The following is a 19,212-nucleotide window of genomic DNA, read 5'->3' on the forward strand; positions in this document are numbered from 1 at the left end:
GCTCGCTCTTCAGGTTGCCGTTATCATCATACCCATAGATAATCTCTCTTCTTGTAGAGTTGTCCGCCTTAACTTCTTTTTGCTGAACCAATACCCCGGCAGCGTTGTAATCGTACTCCGTGGTGGAGCCGTCGCTATGCTGCTCCTTGATGAGCCGTTCTTCTGCATCACGGGTGTAGATAATCCCTTTTCCGTCGTGATCAGTAAGGGTTTTCGGCTGTCCAAGGATATCATAGGTGGTTGCGACTGTCTTCCCTTCAGGATAGGTGATGGAAGTCCTGTTTCCTGCAGCATCATAAGTATAGCCTGTAGTTCTTCCATTTCCGTCAGTAACTAACGTGGTTCTGTAAAGCGCATCATAAGCAAAGGTTACTGTACCTGCACTGTTCTTTGCAGTCAATAGGTTTCCAACGGGATCATAAGTGAATTCTGCCTTACCGTCTACATCAGTCCTCTCAATGAGACGGTAAAGTTTATCATATTCAAAGGAGGTTTCCTTTTTATTCTCATCGATTTTTGTAAGGACATTGCCCTCCTTGTCGTAGGTATACTCGGTTACAAATCCAAGTGGCGATACTTCTTGCAGGCGGTTTCCTTCTGGATCAAGAGTATACCTTGTGGTCGCTCGCCGACCTCCTGCCGCATCAATATTCATTTCAGATAGATTTCCGAATGCGTCATAGGCGTATCCCTTGACGCTGCCGTTTGGATTGGTCTCTGAAACAATCCGGTTCAGACCATCGTAAGCGTAGGTAGTTACTTTCTTGTTCCTGTCAGTGTAGGAGATCTTGTTTCCTGCAAGATCATAACCATATTCAAAGCTATGATTAAGCTCGTTAGTTTCCTTGACAAGTCGGTTCATGGAATCGTAGGCAAAGTATTTCTTTTCATTATTCCGATTCGTACTCTTTATTACATTTCCGTTGGAATCAAATACATAAGACGTCTCGTTCCCAAAAGCATCGGTCTCTAACGTGGCATGACCCCCATCGTCATAAGTATAGCTTGTCACCGTCCCCAGTTTGTCTGTCTTTGTGAGTATGTTTCCCACAGCATCATAGGTATAGGTTAACACTCCCCCCACCGAATCGGTTTCCGTAAGCATTCTTCCATTCTTGTCAAAAGCATAGGAAGTGCTGTGCCCCGATTCATCTGTTTTGGCAACGGTTCTTCCCAGAGCATCATAAACGTAGGAATATCCTCCCTCCAGAGCGTTCTTTTTTGTCAGTATTCGATAGTTGTCATCATAGGTGTAGGAAGTCACATTTCCTTCTCTATCAATATATTTGGTCGTCATTCCTACCTTGTTGTATTCAAAACCTGCCGGGTTTCCATGGGAATCACGAGTCTTTAAAACACGGTTTAAAAGGTCATATTCGTTTTCCTCTACCAAGGTTCCATCAATGTACTTCTTTGCCAGATTTCCAAGTGCGTCATAAGTGTAACTTGTCTCAATTCCTTCACCGTCTGTCATGGTGCTTGTTCTTCCAAGGGAATCATAGGTATATTCTGTCTTGTTTCCAAGCTGATCCACTATGCTTTCCGGTTTTCCAGTTGATGTGTAGGTATAGGAAATCAGGCCTCCGTCAGCATAGGTCACGGAAGCAGTCTGGTTGTTCTGATCATAGGTGAAGGTCGTTACATTGTTTTTGGGATCAGTCTGTGTTAGACGATTTCCCATAAGGTCATAGGTGAAGCTGGTCTTGCCGTTTAGTTCGTCGTAACTTTCTATGAGATTTGAAATTGCATCGTAAACATATGTCTTTGCCTTACCGTTGGCATTGATTTCTTTCACCTTTCGGCTTAGGGCATCGTAAACATATGTGGTCGTGCTCCCTTCCGGATCAGTCATGGTCAGCATGTTACCCACTGCATCATAGGTATATGAAGTGATTCCACCTGCCGGATTAGTTACGGTCTTTATCCTGCCTGCCCTGTCATAGTCGTAGGAGGTTGCGTTTCCTTCTCCGTCTGTCTCTGTCAGCACTCGGTTCAGCCTGTCGTAGGTACTTGACGTGACGTTCCCCTCCGCGTCGGTGGTGGAAAGCAGATTACTGTTCGGGTCATAGGCATACCTTGTTATCCCGCCTTCTGCATCGGTCACGGTTACATTACGACCCAAACCATCATAGCTATAGCTTGTGACTCCTCCATTGGCATCGGTAATTTCTTTAATGCGTCCCATGGAATCGTATTGATTTATGGTCTCATTTCCATCAGCATCAGTGGTCTTTTCAAGGCGGCCGAGGGTATCGTAGGAATACTTTGTAGTATTGCCCTCCGCATCTGTTTCAGAGACAACCTTGCCTTCATTATCATATTCGAAGCTTCTACTGTTTCCAAGTGGATCAGTTACTCTTTCCAGCAATCCGTCGCTATCATAAGAATATGTGGTGACATTACCATTGGCATCGGTATTTGTCAGTGGCTGTCCGTTGGTTCCGTAGGTAATGGAGGTAACCCCTCCCTTTGGATCGGTGGTGCTCTCGGTAAAGCCATTCTTATTGTAGGTGTAGCTTATCACGTTTAAAAGGGCATCGGTCACGGATAATAACTTTCCTGCAGGAGAATAGGAATAAGCCGTTTTGCTTCCAATGGGGTCTGTTACAGCTGTGATTCTTCCCACGTCATCATATTCATAGGTGAATACGCTGTTCTCAGGATCTGTGACGGAAAGCATATGACCCGCGCTGTCGTAGGTGTACGAGGTTGTATTTCCATATGGGCCAGTCTCCGATGTTAAAAGACCGTTTCCGTCATAGCTGTAGCTAGTGGTATTACCGTTCTTGTCAGTATAGCTTTGCAGCCGACCAGCATTATAGCTGTAGATTTCCGTTTCACCTTCCTGGTCAGTTACTGTTTCAATCAGATTATCTCCACTGTATTCAATACTTTCTTCGCTGCCGTCGGGATAATTAGTCTTTGTAATGCTTCCACTGCTATTGACAACATTATGTGTTGAATTGCCTTGATTGTCTGTATATGAACTGGGTATGAAGCCCCCATATTCTCCATTTGTTGTTCCGTCTTCATCAACTATTTTTATCAGCTGACGATACTGGTTGTAATAGTATTTGGTTTCTCTTCCCTGCGGATTAATGTAGGTATTGATAAGATTTTCATCATCGTATGAGAAAGAAGCCCTTGTTTCCACATCTGCGTTGATGAATACCTGTTCTGTAACCCTTCCCTTGCTGTCATAAGTATTTCTTAAATATTCGTCACCTTCAAAATCCCTGACAGCAGCAAGATATCCATTAGAGTCATAAGAATAGCTAAGACTGTCGCCATCAGGGTTGGTAACGGATGTAAGGTTATCTCCGTTATACCCATAGTTCACGCTTCTTCCCGCGCTGTCAGTAACTTTCGATATATGCCCCCCATCCCAAGTAAATGTCAGGTTTCCTGCAAGTCCAGATACAGTTTCAAGCTTATTGCCTGAATAGGTAAGAGTATATATTGTCTGTCCTGTTTCATTTCGGATTTCGCTAAGTTTTCCGGAAGAATCAAACTCATACTCGTCTCCCCGTTTATACTTCAATTTCCATCCGCCAGTTGAAGTATCCCAAAGTTCAAATTCGTCATTTTCTACTGCATAATAATCCTTTGTTTCAAAATCTCTCAATTTTAAAAAGAGCAGTTTTTCTCCTCCTGGAAGGTAGATGTTTATAAAGCCTTTTTTCTCCGTTAAAGAATAGTCGAAGCTATGGGTAAAGCCTTTTCCAAGGGAATCACTAAATCCTCTTGAGTTGTATGCCCGCTTTAATGTCAAGGGGTATTGCCCCTCAAGCCTCAGATCCGTATAGGCAAAAATGAAGCTGCCGTCAATCATGGCTACAGGATCGTTCTCACATACATTAAGATACTTGGCCATCTCTTCTCTTGTAGTATAGGTACTGTACAATCTGTCAAAGTTGATAAAATTGGAAACTTCCGCCATCTGCTCTGTCATTAATTCATGGGAAAAACCTCCTACAAGAGAAAGAACATCGTCCCAAAGCCCCGCTTCTGCTAAAATCGTACTATAATCGAAATTAACATCAGTTTTTGCCGTAAACTGCCTTGGCCAGCCGTACTCTTCGCCGTGTACGTGGTTTCCTTCCGAATCCGTTGAACAATCAGAATTTTTTTCTGGGCATCCCTGTGGTTGAATGGAAATTGTCAGAGCATACTGATCAGTTTCTGGATTTGCACCTACCACAGGCTTTCCGTCAATACTGCCTGTCCATTCCAAAATGTAATATCCGTCGCCCTTCTCTACATCTGGTTTAATGGTCAGCTCAATCCCCGTATCCTCCAGATTATTGCCTTCCGCCGCGATTCCTGCGGTATGGCTTGTATCGGACGAAGCGGGAATCGTATAGGTCTGTTCTGGGATATGTGCAGGCACATCCCCATCATAGCCAATAAATTGTCTTTCCTTAACCAGCCATCCGAAATGCTCGTTGCCTACAAGCACTTCAATATTCACCGGCTGCGTGTATTGAATGCCGAATCTGATTTCAACCTTATGATTTGGATTAAAGGTACCGTCCTCCAGTTCCAGAGCACTTGCCGTACATGGTACAATACCAACCACAAGACAGACCAACAGCAGAATTGATATAAATCTATTCCAAATATGCTTTTTCATATTTTGTTTCTCCATTTCCGTGTTTTTTTATTTGTTAATATTTCTCTTCGTTCAGTGCTGATGCATAAGCCCAGCCTCAAGAATCTGAAGATATGCCCAATAGCTTTTATCAATATCCTTATACGGATTTGTAGCCGTCTTAAGCGCTTCACAGGTTTCGGGATTTCTTCCCATCATCCGGTTAATCATAGTTACCGCTTCTGCTCTGCTTACACTCTTTCCTGGTCTGAAGTTGTTGTCTTCATAGCCTGTAACAAGACCTAGAGCCACCGCCTTGGCCACATATTCTGTATACCATTCATTCACGCCTACGTCAGAAAAGGCAAGTTTTGCTTCTGGTGCAGTTATGCCTCCGCTTTCCGCGATTCGGACAAGGCAGGCTGCTAGTTCTGCACGGTTCATAGACCTACCTGGGCGGAAAGTTTTATCCTCATAACCCTTCAGGTAGGAAAGGTCGTTTGTCTTTTGTATATATCTGTATGACCAGCGGCCCAGTTCCACATCAGTATAGTTCATGGCAACTGCTGCTGCCGATGTTGTCTCTGCTTCTTTTTTAAATGCCGTAACAATCATCTTTGCGATTTCTTCTCTTGTCACATTGTTTCCCGGACAGAATGTTCCGTCTTCATAACCGTTAACATAGGGTTCATGGGTTACAGCGGGCTCCGTGGTCACAGAACCTCCCCCTCCTCCAAAACCACCGCCTCCACTGCTAATCTCGTCGGTTGTCAGCACCATGGAAACCTTGGAATAGTCAGAGCCTATATTATCCTTGATCATGATTACCACCTGAAGGTTATCGCTTTGAGGAACAAGGGTATTTGCCAGAACATAGATTCCTTTTTCATCTGAGGTCAGTGTCACCTTTCCCGATGTATCATTCAGAAGTGACGCGGTATAGCATTTAGTGTTAAGAATCGGTTTTCCCATGGTTGTTCCTGTTGTGAGAAGCTTGTTTTTTAGAAGTGGATATACATTGACCGCTGACGTAGAAGTAATCCTTACAGGAGATGAACCAATCAATTGATACTGAGCGGTCGTCACACCATCACAGAAATTCCCTTGATTGTTTGCGATTCCTTTGAGAACATTTCCCGTCAGGTAATTGTTTTCCATATATACTTCATGGATTGTCGCAAGCTGGGCGGAAACAACTCCACGAAGACGGTTGTTGGACAAATCGATTGCAGAAAGACTTGTAAGGCTGTCAAGTGATGTGGGGATTGTTCCCTCAAGATAATTCCTCCCAAGAGAAAGAAGTTGGAGCTTTGACAAACTTGAAATACCAGTAGGAATTTCTCCTGTGAAATCATTATCTGCCAAATCAAGGATCTGCAGGTTTGTCAATGTAAAGACACTCGGTGGTATTGTCCCAGTCATATTGCATCCCCACATGGAAAGAGTTTTCAGATTTGTAAGAGCAGAAAAATCCAACATCGCTCCGGCTGTCCAGCCGTTATCCGATAGGTTAAGGTATGTAAGCGAGGTCATCTGATTAAGCGTCGCAGGAATTGGTCCGGAAAGTTTGTTTCCCGAAACGTCAAGAGCAGATATCATTGTATTCGCAAGAATAGTGTTCGGAATCACTCCAGTAAAGTTGTTTCCAGAAAGACTCAGTACCTTCAGGGACGGCATGGTCCCAAAACTTGATGGAATTGCGTTCTGATAGCTGTTGCCAGTAAGATCAATATTAGAAATCTTGGTTAGGGTAAAAAGTTCACTGGGAATATTCCCTGAAAGCTTGTTTCCGGATAGGAACAGGTTTTGCAGATTAATCAATTGTCCAATTGCACGGGGAATTCTTCCAGTGATTCCAGCATCCTTCAGCCCAATGGATGTTATATTCTTAAAGTCAGCGTTGCTCGTGACAGTATCCAGTGTCTTCTGCTCCTGATTCAGAATCCGTTCTATTTCATTGATAAACCACTGCTGCCCGTCACACAGGCTGATAAAGGTTTGCGCATAAGCCGTCCTTGGGTGGGGTGTGAAACTGCTGTCTGCTTGGACGCTAATTGGTAAAATAAGCTGCACGGAAAGTGCAATTAGTATAAGAAAACTTGTTACTCGTTTCATGAAATGCCTCCTCATATTACAGTAAGTATTGCTTTATTTTTAAAAACTTCTTTTCTCGAATTATAATTTACTCTTAATTACAAAAAAAAGCCGAGAGTTTTTTCCTCCCAGCTTATATCATATTATTTTATTCTACATTAGACCAAAGCATTAAAATAACTTCCAGACGATTTTCTGTTAGTAGTGCTTGAAGAACCCGACCCCAATACAAGTAAATTTTCTTTTAACTTCTTTTTAACATTTTCTTCAATATCTGAACTTAATTTTGTCACTTTATCTGCAAAAGAGTCTTTTCCATTAAATACTTTTTTCAAATTTTCTAAAGAAGCTGCATTCATTTCCTTCTTATTCATGGTTAGGCTTCCATCTGTCAACACTGTTATTCCCGCGTTTTTAAGTGCATCTTTATTATCTTCTGCGTATTTTTTAAGTTCTGAACCAAATTTTTTATTTTCTGTGCCCCCAAGCTTTGTAATGCTTGAAAGTATATTATTATAGTTATTTACAAAATCAGTGGCTGTACTTACAACATCCTTTGTACTTTTTGATTTCTCTGCTTTGCCAAATAGTGAATTTTCTCCTGTTGCAGTAAGCCTCTCCCCACTTTTCTGAAGATCATCAGCACTATTTTCTGCAATTTTACTATATGTTTTTAGCTGAGTTGCTAGAACTGCATTGCTTGAACTAGATGTTCCTGTACTACTTGATGAAGTCTTCGATGTGTTCGTATTTTTATAATTTGAAGCAGACGAGCTTCTAAGCTGACTGACTACACCTCTACCTCCCGAAAAGCTTTTTATACTTCTATAATTAGTTCCTGTTGTATAACTCATATTATTTCCCCCTTTAATTGAATTAAATTCTTTTATCCGATTTCCTTAAACTAATTAGTGTACCCTATTTTAATATATCGTCAAATTATCCAATTACTTTATACAATTCATCACTTTCTGGTGGAAATATTTCGCATAATTTTCCATTTCCACAATCAGAAGACATAATTCCATATTGTTTTTCCTTAATTTGGCCAATGCAGCTTATTTCCACATTAGCTTCATTCATGGCCTCTTCAAGCAGTTGTTTATTTTCAGGACGTACTATAATTAGCATACATCCACTTGAAATTAGTCTCAAATAATTTATATGAAAAACATCACAAATTTTCTTTGTTATCCCTTTTACTGGAATTTTGTCAATCCACAGTTCACATCCAGTTCCCGATATCTGGCACATTTCCCAAACTGCTCCAAGAACGCCCCCTTCAGTGATATCATGCATACCAGAAGTTCCTATACTTCCTGCTACAATACCATCTTTAACAACGCTTACTTGACTTAACATTTTTTTAGCTTCCAGTAATTCCTCATTTGTACAAAATTCTTCAAGCTGATTTTCAAAATCAGAAGCGATTATTCCAGTGCCTTCAATACCTGCAGATTTAGTCATCATAATAAAGTCTCCCGGCTTCATCTCCTTGGCCTGTTGGGATTTGCCTTTTTTACCTTTCCCAATTGCAGTAGATACGATAACCGGAGTATTGACGGCTGAGGTAATTTCTGTATGTCCCCCTATGATTTCTACGCCAAGTTCCGCCGCAGTCTGCCCAGCCTGCTCCATCATCAAACTAATGTCTGCTTCTGTAGTTCCCACTGGCAGCATTACAGCCAGCATGATTCCCAAAGGCCGAATGCCGTTTGAAGCGATATCATTGCAAGTGATGTGTATGGCGAGCCTGCCAATTTCATTTATTGCAGCAGTAATAGGGTCCGTAGACATAACACACTCATACTCACCAAAATCAATAACTGCGCAATCCTCACCGATTCCTGGCCTTGTGAGAACCTCCGGGCTTTTATAGGTTATTTTTTCAAAAACTATTTTTTTTAGTAAATCGCTATCCAATTTTCCAGCCTTAAGCATTTATTTTCACCTCGTATTTTTCTAAGAATTCTTCTTCTGTTATTATTTCAACCCCTAGTTCCTTAGCTTTTTTATTTTTAGATGAGCCAGAAAGTGCATCATTATTTATTAGATAATTTGTTTTTGAAGTTACAGATCCTGTTACTTTTCCACCTTTTCTCTCAATCAAGTCTTTTAATTCATCTCTGTTTTCAAAGTGATTTAAAGACCCAGTTATTACAAATACCATACCATCAAGAATCTGCTCCCCTGCATCTTCGCTTTCAATTTGTTCAAAAATTATCTCTGCCAAAATATCTTTTATTACTTTTCCCTTCTTCTCATCTGCAAAAAACTTTACATAAGCTTCCGCCATAACCCCGCCTATTCCATCAATTTCCACCAGTTCGTCTACAGATAGGTTTTGTATCTTTTCCCAATTATAGTTACAATTCTTACAGATAATCTTAGCATTTGCCACTCCAATATTAGGAATTCCTAAACTATAAAGCAGCCTTACTGGCGTTGTAGTACTTGCTTTCTTCACAGAAGCTACCAGATTATTAAAAGATTTTTCTCCAAACCCTTCCATCTCAATAATTTCCGTCTTAAATCTTTCCACATGGAACAAATCTGCTAATTCTTTTATTAATCCTTGAGCAATTAACTTCTCAATGGTCGCCTCAGAAAGTCCATCAATATTCATAGCATCACGACTGACAAAATGGGTAAATGCTTTAATTTGTTTTGCCAAGCACTCAGGATTAATGCAAAAAAGAACTTCTACTCCGTTATCATTTTTGATTTCCGTCGTTCCGCCACAAACTGGGCATTTCTCAGGGATATCCTTTACTCCGCTACGAGTCAGGTTCTCCGCAATCTGAGGAATAATCATATTCGCCTTATATACCTCAATTGTATCTCCTACACCTATCTCCAGCTGACGCATAATACTGATATTGTGTACACTGGCACGACTGACAGTGGTTCCTTCCAGTTCTACAGGTTCAAATATAGCAACAGGATTAATCAATCCTGTTCTTGAGGCACTCCATTCAATTTCCTGTAACGTAGTCTCCTTTAGCTCATCACGCCACTTAAACGCCATGGCATTTCTAGGGAACTTTGCTGTATTACCTAGACTTTCTCCGTATTGTATATCGTCTATTAACAATACTAGCCCGTCTGAAGGAAAATCATTGCTTTCTATCTGAGCTGCAAACCATTCTACATCTTGGTGAATAGATTCAGCTGTAGTCATCCTATATTGTACCACATCAAATCCCTGTGATTTCAACCAGTCAAGCTGCTCATGACGGGAATTGGTATTAATTCCACCCTGCGCCTGTACTAATGAAAATGCAAAGAACTGTACGTTTCTTTCTTTGGTAATCTGATTATTCAATTGTCTTACACTGCCACTACATAAATTTCTTGGATTTTTATACTTTGCGCCTGCTTCACTAATTTGAGCATTAATCTTGTCGAATTCAGAATAAGTGATTATAGCTTCCCCCCTAAGCGTGAGCCTTCCCTTGAAAGGTATGCTTACAGGCATATTAGCGAATACTTTAGCATTATTGGTTATTACTTCACCAATCTCGCCGTTACCTCTAGTAACAGCTTTTACCATCTTTCCATCTTCATACGTAAGAACTATAGTAAGCCCGTCCAGCTTCCACGAAAGTACGCCTTCTTTCTCTCTTAGAAATGCACCCAAAGCATCCACATCCTTAGTTTTATCAAGAGATAACATTCTCGATGAGTGAGCTTCCTTTGGTAGATTACTCAGTACTTCATACCCCACATTTACTGTCGGACTATTGGCTAAGGTTACTCCTGTTTCCTTTTCTAAGTCCACAAGTTCGTCATAAAGCCTATCATACTCTATGTTTGGTATAATCTCTCTGCTCTCTTGATAATAAGCCTTTCCGGCTTCATTTAAAAGTGTAATCTTAGCTTTCATTTCTTCTATTCGTTTATCCGCACTTTTTTCAACTGGATTTTCCATCTATGTTCCCCTTAAATTTATATTTTTTTAATTGGCGCAATATCTTTGGCCAGCTTTTTAAGTCCCACTGAATCAAACATTACACTTATAGTCTTTCCATCTACAGAAACGACCATTCCTTCTCCAAATTTTGCATGATTTACTCTATCTCCAGATTCAAAATTTGCATTGCTCTTTGATGATGCACTCTGTTTTGACTCTCTCTTTGCTGCTGCCAGTGGATCAAAAGGCATGCTTGGATTATCTTTAGCAAATCCATCATTTCCACCTCTTAAATTAGCTGCACCCGGTCTGCTTCCGGCATTGCCCCAGCTGCTGCCTACTCTTGAAGCCGGCGGTTGCTGTACAGCTGTGCCTCCAAACCCAGAGCCGCTTCCCCAGCTGTTGCCAAATCCATTATCAAAACCTGAAGATTTTTTTTCATAAACTCCATCACCATCAAGAAGTTTTTTATCGACTTCTCTCATAAACTGTGATTCTCTGGTGTACTCTGTCTTACCATACAAAGTACGCATCTGTGCGCTGGTCATAAACAGACGTTCCTTGGCCCGAGTCATACCTACATAGCAAAGTCTTCTTTCCTCTTCAAGTCCCGTAGGTTTTTCCAGAGCTCTCCATCCAGGGAATAAACCATCCTCCATACCTGGCAGGAATACAACAGGAAACTCTAAGCCTTTGGCACTATGCATAGTCATAAGCACTACAGCATTTTCATTTTCATCATGGTTGTCCACTTCTGCCACAAGCGCAATCTTTTCCATAAACTCTAATAAGGATAATTGAGGGTTATCTTTTTCATAATCATATATTACAGATTTAAATTCCATGATATTCTCGATACGGCTTTCTGCCTCCACTGTGTTTGCATTCTCTAAAGCCTTTAAATATCCTGTGTTTACAAGCAACCCATCATATATATCAGAAACCCTTAGATTATCCTTTTCCTGACTATATTTAAGTATGGTATCCACCATTGTATGCACGCTGGCTACTGCTTTGGAAGGCAATCCCATAACCACTTCATCATCCGTAAGAGTCATAAAGAGACTTTCCCCTCTGACTTCAGCCAAAGTTCTTAACTTCTCAACAGTTTTATCTCCTATTCCTCTCTTAGGTTCATTTATAATTCTTACAAAAGACACATCATCAGATGGGTTCTGCACCAATCTCATGTATGACATGATGTCTTTAATTTCTTTTCTGTCATAGTATCTAAGTCCGCCCAAAACTCTGTAAGGAACTTCTCTAGCAGAAAGTGCTTCTTCAAAGTTTCTGGACTGAGCATTCGTTCTATATAAAATAGCAAAATCTTTATACTGTCTTTCTCCTGTCTTCAATCTGTCAATTTCCTGAGCAATATATCTAGCCTCATCTTTTTCGTCATCCGCTCTGTAATATGTAATCTTTTCTCCCGGTTCTTTGTCTGTCCAGAGTTTCTTGTGCTTTCTCTGCATATTTCTTTCAACAACACTATGTGCTGCTGCTAATATGTTTCCATAAGATCGATAGTTTTGTTCAAGCTTAATAACCTTTGTATTTTTAAAATCTTTTTCAAAGTCTAAAATATTTGTAATATCTGCGCCTCTCCACTGATAAATACACTGGTCATCGTCACCTACTACACAAATATTATTATGTGCTTCAGCTAAAAACTTTATAAATCGATACTGCATGTAGTTCGTATCCTGATATTCGTCTACCATGATGTATTTAAAACGATTCTGATAATGCATTAGTACATCTTCGTTTTCTTCAAATATCCTTACTGTATTTGCAATCAGGTCGTCAAAATCCATAGCATTGTTTTTCTTGAGAATTTTACTGTATTCACTATAAAGCTGGGCTATAATTTTTCCCTTAAAATCACCTTCATTTAATCTCATAAATTCTTGAGGTGTTACAGCTTTCTCCTTATTATCACTTATAATACTTAATACATACGCTGGTGTATATTTCTTATCATCAATATTTGCAGCTTTTATGCAGCTTTTTATTACTGTTTTCTGATCCGTAGGATCATATACAACAAAATCATTTGTATATCCTAAAAGTTCTGCATGTTTACGTAATATTCTAAGACATGCCGAGTGGAAAGTTAAAATCCACATATTTAGACCTTGTCCTATTAAGCTCTCAACCCTGTCCCGCATTTCTTTTGCTGCCTTGTTAGTGAAAGTTACTGCAAAAATATTGTAAGGTGAAATCCCCTCTTCTTTTATAAGATAGGCAATTCTTCTGGTCATGGTACTTGTTTTCCCACTGCCTGCACCTGCAAGTATTAATAAGGGGCCGTCTTTATGTAAGGCAGCCTCACGCTGCTTGTCATTCAATCCTTTTAAATAATCCATTTCCACTCCTATAATGTATTGTTTAATCTCTTTTTAACCTGTTGTTTTACAAAATAACGTAGTTTATAGTATATCATAAAATTACATCTCATTGCCACTCACAGGAAAAAATTTCATCCCCCTTGCTGGATACACCAATATAAAAAATTGAACGCAACAAGTGCGTTCTAATATATCTAAGATTTTATATCAATATTTAGTTTTTTTATTCTGTAATTAAGAGTTTGCCTCGGGATTCCTAGTATTTCAGAAGCTTTTGTTTTGTTACCATTGGTTTCCTTTAGAACATCTTTTATAATATTTTTTTCAGCTTCCTTTAATCTTCCTTTCAAATCAAAATTCTTTTTTATATCTTTACCCCATCCATTTTTACTATTCCTATCACCAATACTTTCCTCTATAGTAAAAGTAATCACTTTCTCATTATGGATTCCCTTTAGTTCTGTTGTATTTTCTTTCTGAGTACAGACAGTATCATATAAATAGGCTGGCAAATGATGAATATCTAACACATCCGACTCGGTTACGCTAACCATTGACTCTATTAAATGCTTTAGTTCCCTGACATTCCCATCCCAAAGGTACTCTTTAAAAAATTCTTTAAGTCCTTGTGTTATGCCCTTAATGTTTCTTCCATATGTCTTATTACAATCTTTGATGTAGTATTCCGTAAAATATTCTATATCATCCTTTCGTTCTCTTAATGGCATCAAATAAATGATACCGCTATTGAGTCGATAAAATAAGTCTTTACGCAATTCTTTATTTTCAATTGCCACTTTAGGGTCAACATTCATTGCTGCAATAATTTTTACATCTACTTTTTTTTCTTTATTTGAGCCAACCGGCCTAAAAGTTCCATCTTGTAAAACCCTGAGCAGTTTTCCTTGAATAGGGAAAGGTAACGAATTTAATTCATCTAAAAAAAATATTCCACCATCTGCCTCTTCAAATAAACCTTTCCTGGTTTCTGCCCCTGTATATGCACCTTTTACAGTTCCAAATAAAATGGATTCAATCAAATTATCCGGTACTGCTGCACAATTTTGAACCACCACCTTCTTTCTGTCAATGCCACTATATGAAATCATAGCCTGAGCAAACAATTCTTTACCGGTTCCAGTCTCTCCGTATATCAGAACAGGATTAGATAATCTGGCCAGAATTTTAGCCCTTTCAATGCATTTTTTCATATAGCTGTTTTGAGTTAGAATGTTGTCAAAAGAAAAATAATCCTCCTGTCTGTCAACCTTCTTCATAATGTTTTTTACTGTAGCGTCAAAATTTTCTAATGAACAATCTTCAATATTTTGTACCGTTGTAACATCATTGCTTAATTCTAATGCTCCCACAATCTGGCCTTTTCTTATTAGTGGAATTGTTATATTGTGGGTACAGAAAAGCTTTCCTGAGAAATCTATAAATTTCTGAAACCTTTTTACTACTACTTCCCCCGTAACAATTGCTGTCACTATAGAGCTGTTTTCTTTTTGCAATGAAGGATATACTTCAAAAAGATTTCTTCCAACATAATCATCAAGATTATATTTTTGTGTTTCATTAACGCTATCATCAAATCTAGAATAATAAACAATTTGGAATTTTCGGTTAACTAGCATAATGTCATCTAAATTATTAAGCTTTAATCCTGCAAAATTAATCATCCTATACCTCTTCTTTACCTTATCATTTTATCTATTTCTTTTATATAGCACTGATAATTTCTTCCTTCTTTTTTTAACATTAAAGTCTTTAAAAGAACCTCGAACCGAGTACGTGTAATAGGAAATATTGAAATTATAATTCCTGCAAAAACCAGATTTATACTTGGAAGTAATATAAATATTAAACTCAAAGTTTTAACCACTAAAGGGCCCTGATTTGAACCATTAAGATTCAGTTGTGCTATTTCTATCAGCATGCCTACTATTTGTACCGTTGCTGCTGTAACCAAAGTTCCAACTACTGATTGAATACAGGATATGTCACCTTCACGCCGTTTATCATAGACAAACTCATCTATTTCTATAATATCGTAAAATATAGCATTACTTAGCTGCCAAAAACTCGTTTGTGCAAAAGAAAAAATCATAACATAGATTATTGTAATGTAATAATTACATATTCCTAGAAGATAAAGTATTATACCACAGACTCCTGAAAACAACATAGCGATTGTTTGTTGCTTTTTCTTTCCCAATTTTATTGCCGTTTTTGTGATAAAAGGTGTTAATGCTAAACTGAAAGCTACTGATATTACATAAATAGTAGCTGTCTTATCATTTTTAAGCTGTAAGTTGAATTGTAAAAAGAAAATCATACTGGTAGAGAAAAAAGTAAACGCACAGGTAAAAAACACTTTATAAATTAATGCTATTTTCATAGGTTTTAGTTTTAAAAGTTCTAAGAAATCATAGAACATGGTCATTATACTGTTTCGGGTAGTATTCTTTTCAATATTTAGTTGTTGAATCTCCCCGTTTCTTGTTAAGTTCCAGCAAAAAAAATAACCACTAAAGCAAACTATTCCTATCATTAAGGCTACCATATGCCATGCAAAACTTTTATTAAATCCTTGTTCTTGCAAGAACTGTAATAAAAGTAAAGGTAAATTAAATCCTAATAAAGTTCCCACTAATCCAAAGCCTCTTGCAAGTGACCGTAATTTTGTTCTATCGTCATAACCTTTGGCAATTTCAGCACCTAATGCAGTATATGGAATATAAAAAACAGCATATAATATCCAAAACGCCATGCCTGCCGTTATATAATAGACCACCTTAAGTGATAACGGGAACCGCACATTATAAAACATTGCAAAAATGGATATTGGAGCTAAAATAGCTGCGACTAATATATAGGGTCTGCGTCTTCCATACTTGCAGCTAGTTTTATCAGAGATTTTTCCTATAACTATACTTGCAACTGTTTCAGTAAGTAATGCTATTGAAGTAATCGTACCGGCAAGCTGTGCATTAATTCCAGCGACGCCAGTGAGATAAATCATAAAAAAAGAGGCCACAAAATTATATATACATGCTTCTGATCCATTGCCAAATGCATATCCTACATATAATTTGCTGCCTCTTTCCCTAATCATTTCACACCTCTATTGCAAAATGCAACTTTTAATTCTTTGATATACTTCTAAAAGTTTTCTACTATTGTGTCAGGAGATACAAATTCTTTTCCAAATTTTAAGGCTGTTTCTTCCAGTGTTAACTGCCCCAGATAAGTAGTTAACCCTCTTCTTAGCCCTGCATTTTCCTTTAAGGCTTTTTTTACGCCCTTGTCTGCTATTTCAATTACATACGGTATTGTAGCATTAGAGAGAGTAGTAGATGCCGTCTGAGCAAAAGCCGATGGAATATTATCTACTGCATAATGTATAATTCCTTCTTCCCTGTAAATGGGATTATCATGTGTCGTAGATCTACAGGTTTGAATAGCTCCCCCATCATCACAGGCTACATCAATTATCATAGCATTCCTCTTCATTAACTTCAAGTCTTCCCTGCTTACAAGATGGTCCGTTCTTGTTTTATCCCAAAGAATGCAATTTATTAATACATCTGTTTCCTTTAAACATTTTACTAAATTCGCTCTGTTTGAAATCATAAAGGAAACATTATTAGGTAGTTCTTTCTTAGCCTCTTCCATTGCCGCCATATTCACATCCAGTATTCTTACATTATTCCCAAAACTTGCCGCAAGTTCTGCCGCACCAAAGCCTGAGCTTCCTGCGCCTATAATTGTAATTGTAGGCGGTTCAACACCGCAAACATTATGAAGTAATTTTCCCGGTCCTCCATTTACGGTCTGACTAAAATGAAGAGCCGCTAAAAACCCTCCCTTTCCTGCAAGCTCACTCATTGGTTTTAATAAAGGAAATTTGCCTTTGCTATCAATAACATCTTCATATGCTATGCTTAAAATATTGCTTTTTAACAACTCTTCCGTCATCTCCCGATGTGCATTTGAATGAATATATGTAAATAGAATTTTATCTTCTTTCATATATTTATATTCTTCCGGAAATATTTCTTTTACTTTATATATTAAGTCTGCTTTTCCATATGCTGTATCTTTATCAACTATTTGTGCCCCACAATCTTTATAATCCTGGTCTGAAAATCCACTTCCTAAGCCGGCACCCCTTTCTACATACACCTCATGACCCCTTCTTGTTAACTCCATAGCTACAGTTGGAATCGCTGCTACTCTATATTCATTAGGCTTAATTTCTTTTGGTACTCCAATAATCATTTTTAATCCCTCCATAATTATCATATCGTAAAATTTTATCTGGTTTTAATTTTTCAGCTGCAGATCATTCCTACAATAAGGAATCCAACACAGGAAATTATCGCAGCCGTTGCCGCATAAGGAAGTTGCGTTTTAACATGATCCACATGATCCGAACCCGCTGCCAGAGAGGATAAGATCGTTGTATCTGATAAAGGTGAGCAATGATCACCAAAACATCCTCCGCCCATTACTGCTCCAATTGCTGCATAAATAATCGGTGTGATTTCTCCTCCTGTTACATTAAATGCAAGTGGAATACAAATAGGTGTCATTATGGCATAGGTTCCCCATGATGTTCCTGTAAAAAATGAAATAAATGCACAAAGGCAGAAAGTCATTACCAGCAACAAAGTTGGTGTCATCCAATCCTCTGTAACACTAATCACATAATTTGCAGTTCCCAGCTGCTTACTAATAGCATTAATGCAATACGCCAATGAAAGAATAAGCATCGCACTCATAACACTTTTTATTCCTTCTACAGCAGTATCCATCAACTCATTTATTCCTCCCATTTTCTGAATGACCATAATGATAAATTGATATGCGACCCCTGTAATTAAAGCTTCTAAAGTTTTTGCACTTCCCAGTACTATATACGTACCTACCGTAACTCCTATAATAATGAATGCCGGCATAAAGAAATTCAGTAATAAACTTGGTTTTATCCCTTCCTTAGGTTTTATTTTTTCCAATTCTCCACTCATTAAAGGTCTTGCTTGATCGGATATTACTTTTCCTTCCTCTCTTGCCCTTATTTCTGCCTTTCTCATTGGTCCAAAATCAGGAATAACTCCAGTACTAATTAATCCAACCATTAAAACAGAAAAGATTCCATAAAAGTTATATGGCACCATATGGAAAACAGCATTTGTAGCTAAGTCAACATTTGTAAAAGCCCCTACGCCTACAAGCAGACCAGCCATATAAATTCCCCATGCCGAAAATGGTATAAGGGATATAACTGGTGCAGACGTAGAATCGCAAATATAAGCCAGTTTTTCCCTTGATACTTTTGCTTTATCTGTGATGCCTCTCATAACAGACCCCACATATAATGGGCTAAAATAATCACTAAAGAAAATAAAGATTCCTAAAAGCCACGATACGACTTGAACTCCTCTGGCCTTTAATTTAAATTTTCCTATAAATTCTGCAAATGCATCAATTGCACCTGATTTTTGGAACAGTGCAACCAAAACACCAATAAATACTTCAATACAAATAATCCATATAAAGTCAGCGTTTCCAAGAGCACTTTGAAAAATACCGGACAAACCCATTATCAGGTTCTGCCCCGTTATAGCTACTCCCACTAGAACTCCTATCAGAATAGATATAAGTGCATTTCTTGTAACAAATGCTAAAACTAAAGCTATTAACGCAGGTGCTAAAGATAAAATTCCGAAATTATCCATTCATTTTCCCTCCTTACATTTTAACAGCGACATTAACGGTTCTGTAATCCGGATTATATTAATTTAGGATTTATATTAATTCTAAATCTTTAAATATAAATAGCAATTTTTATGCCAAAATTACAAGTACTGCTTTTTGAACATTTGTAAGAGTATTAAAAATTACAAAGAAATTAATTGACCAATTTTAGCCGAATTAATTTGTTTTTTTTGATAAGCGCCAAAAAATGGGCGTTTTATATTTAATTTTTATATAAAGCGGCAGGTTTCTGCCATTTTATCTTAATAATCTGATCATGTATAAGTAATTTAGATTACTAAAATTAGAGATGAATATTATATAACAAATCAGTTCATACTTTTAATGAGGTGATAAAATGAATAATACTAATTTAAACAATAAAAAAACAAATCATAAAAATTCAAAAAATACTCCCCACGTTAATAAAGATCGTAAAACAAAGGAGAAAGAATTTGAAGACCAAAATAATGCTCAAGGATAATTTGAGCTAAATTAGAAAA

The 19,212-nt window shown here is 38.1% G+C and carries 11 protein-coding genes; 1 reads left to right on the forward strand and 10 read right to left on the reverse strand.

Features of this window, described 5'->3' with window-relative positions; all coding sequences use genetic code 11:
• The 10 genes from RTW14_RS04120 to RTW14_RS04165 form a co-directional block, all read right to left on the reverse strand.
• Positions 1-4,633: DUF6531 domain-containing protein (locus tag RTW14_RS04120; protein ID WP_312648431.1), on the reverse strand; the 4,633-nt coding region annotated here is incomplete at its 3' end.
• A 51-nt stretch (positions 4,634-4,684) separates the two neighbouring features.
• Positions 4,685-6,706 (reverse strand): S-layer homology domain-containing protein, encoded by a 2,022-nt coding sequence (locus RTW14_RS04125; protein WP_312648432.1) that lies wholly within the window; start codon positions 6,704-6,706, stop codon positions 4,685-4,687.
• Between the two features lie 137 nt (positions 6,707-6,843).
• Positions 6,844-7,539: a hypothetical protein gene (locus tag RTW14_RS04130; protein WP_312648433.1), complete on the reverse strand. Its 696-nt coding sequence runs from the start codon at positions 7,537-7,539 to the stop codon at positions 6,844-6,846.
• 85 nt (positions 7,540-7,624) lie between these two features.
• Positions 7,625-8,626, reverse strand: a complete 1,002-nt coding sequence (locus RTW14_RS04135; RefSeq protein ID WP_312648434.1) for an AIR synthase family protein — start codon at positions 8,624-8,626, stop codon at positions 7,625-7,627.
• Positions 8,619-10,616, reverse strand: a complete 1,998-nt coding sequence (ligA, locus tag RTW14_RS04140) for an NAD-dependent DNA ligase LigA (RefSeq protein WP_312648435.1) — start codon at positions 10,614-10,616, stop codon at positions 8,619-8,621. Before ligA ends, RTW14_RS04135 begins: the two co-directional genes overlap by 8 nt.
• Positions 10,617-10,633: 17 nt before the next feature.
• Positions 10,634-12,964, reverse strand: a complete 2,331-nt coding sequence (locus RTW14_RS04145) for an ATP-dependent helicase (protein ID WP_312648436.1) — start codon at positions 12,962-12,964, stop codon at positions 10,634-10,636.
• A gap of 176 nt (positions 12,965-13,140) precedes the next feature.
• Positions 13,141-14,628, reverse strand: coding sequence for a sigma-54 interaction domain-containing protein (locus RTW14_RS04150; protein ID WP_312648437.1), 1,488 nt, complete (start codon positions 14,626-14,628; stop codon positions 13,141-13,143).
• Positions 14,629-14,642: 14 nt separating this feature from the next.
• Complete coding sequence (locus RTW14_RS04155) at positions 14,643-16,064, reverse strand: MFS transporter (RefSeq protein ID WP_312648438.1); 1,422 nt, start codon at positions 16,062-16,064, stop codon at positions 14,643-14,645.
• A gap of 47 nt (positions 16,065-16,111) precedes the next feature.
• On the reverse strand, positions 16,112-17,230 hold the full coding sequence (locus RTW14_RS04160; protein WP_312648439.1) for an alanine dehydrogenase: 1,119 nt from the start codon (positions 17,228-17,230) through the stop codon (positions 16,112-16,114).
• Positions 17,231-17,283: 53 nt separating this feature from the next.
• Complete coding sequence (locus RTW14_RS04165; protein WP_312648440.1) at positions 17,284-18,690, reverse strand: Na+/H+ antiporter NhaC family protein; 1,407 nt, start codon at positions 18,688-18,690, stop codon at positions 17,284-17,286.
• Between the two features lie 377 nt (positions 18,691-19,067).
• Here RTW14_RS04165 and RTW14_RS04170 point away from each other — a divergent pair, with 377 nt between their 5' ends.
• Positions 19,068-19,193 carry a hypothetical protein gene (locus tag RTW14_RS04170; RefSeq protein WP_312648441.1) on the forward strand — a complete coding sequence of 42 codons (126 nt, stop codon included), beginning with the start codon at positions 19,068-19,070 and terminating at the stop codon, positions 19,191-19,193.
• Positions 19,194-19,212 lie beyond the last annotated feature (19 nt).

Source organism: Aminipila sp. (assembly GCF_032051575.1).
Taxonomy (GTDB): domain Bacteria; phylum Bacillota; class Clostridia; order Peptostreptococcales; family Anaerovoracaceae; genus Aminipila.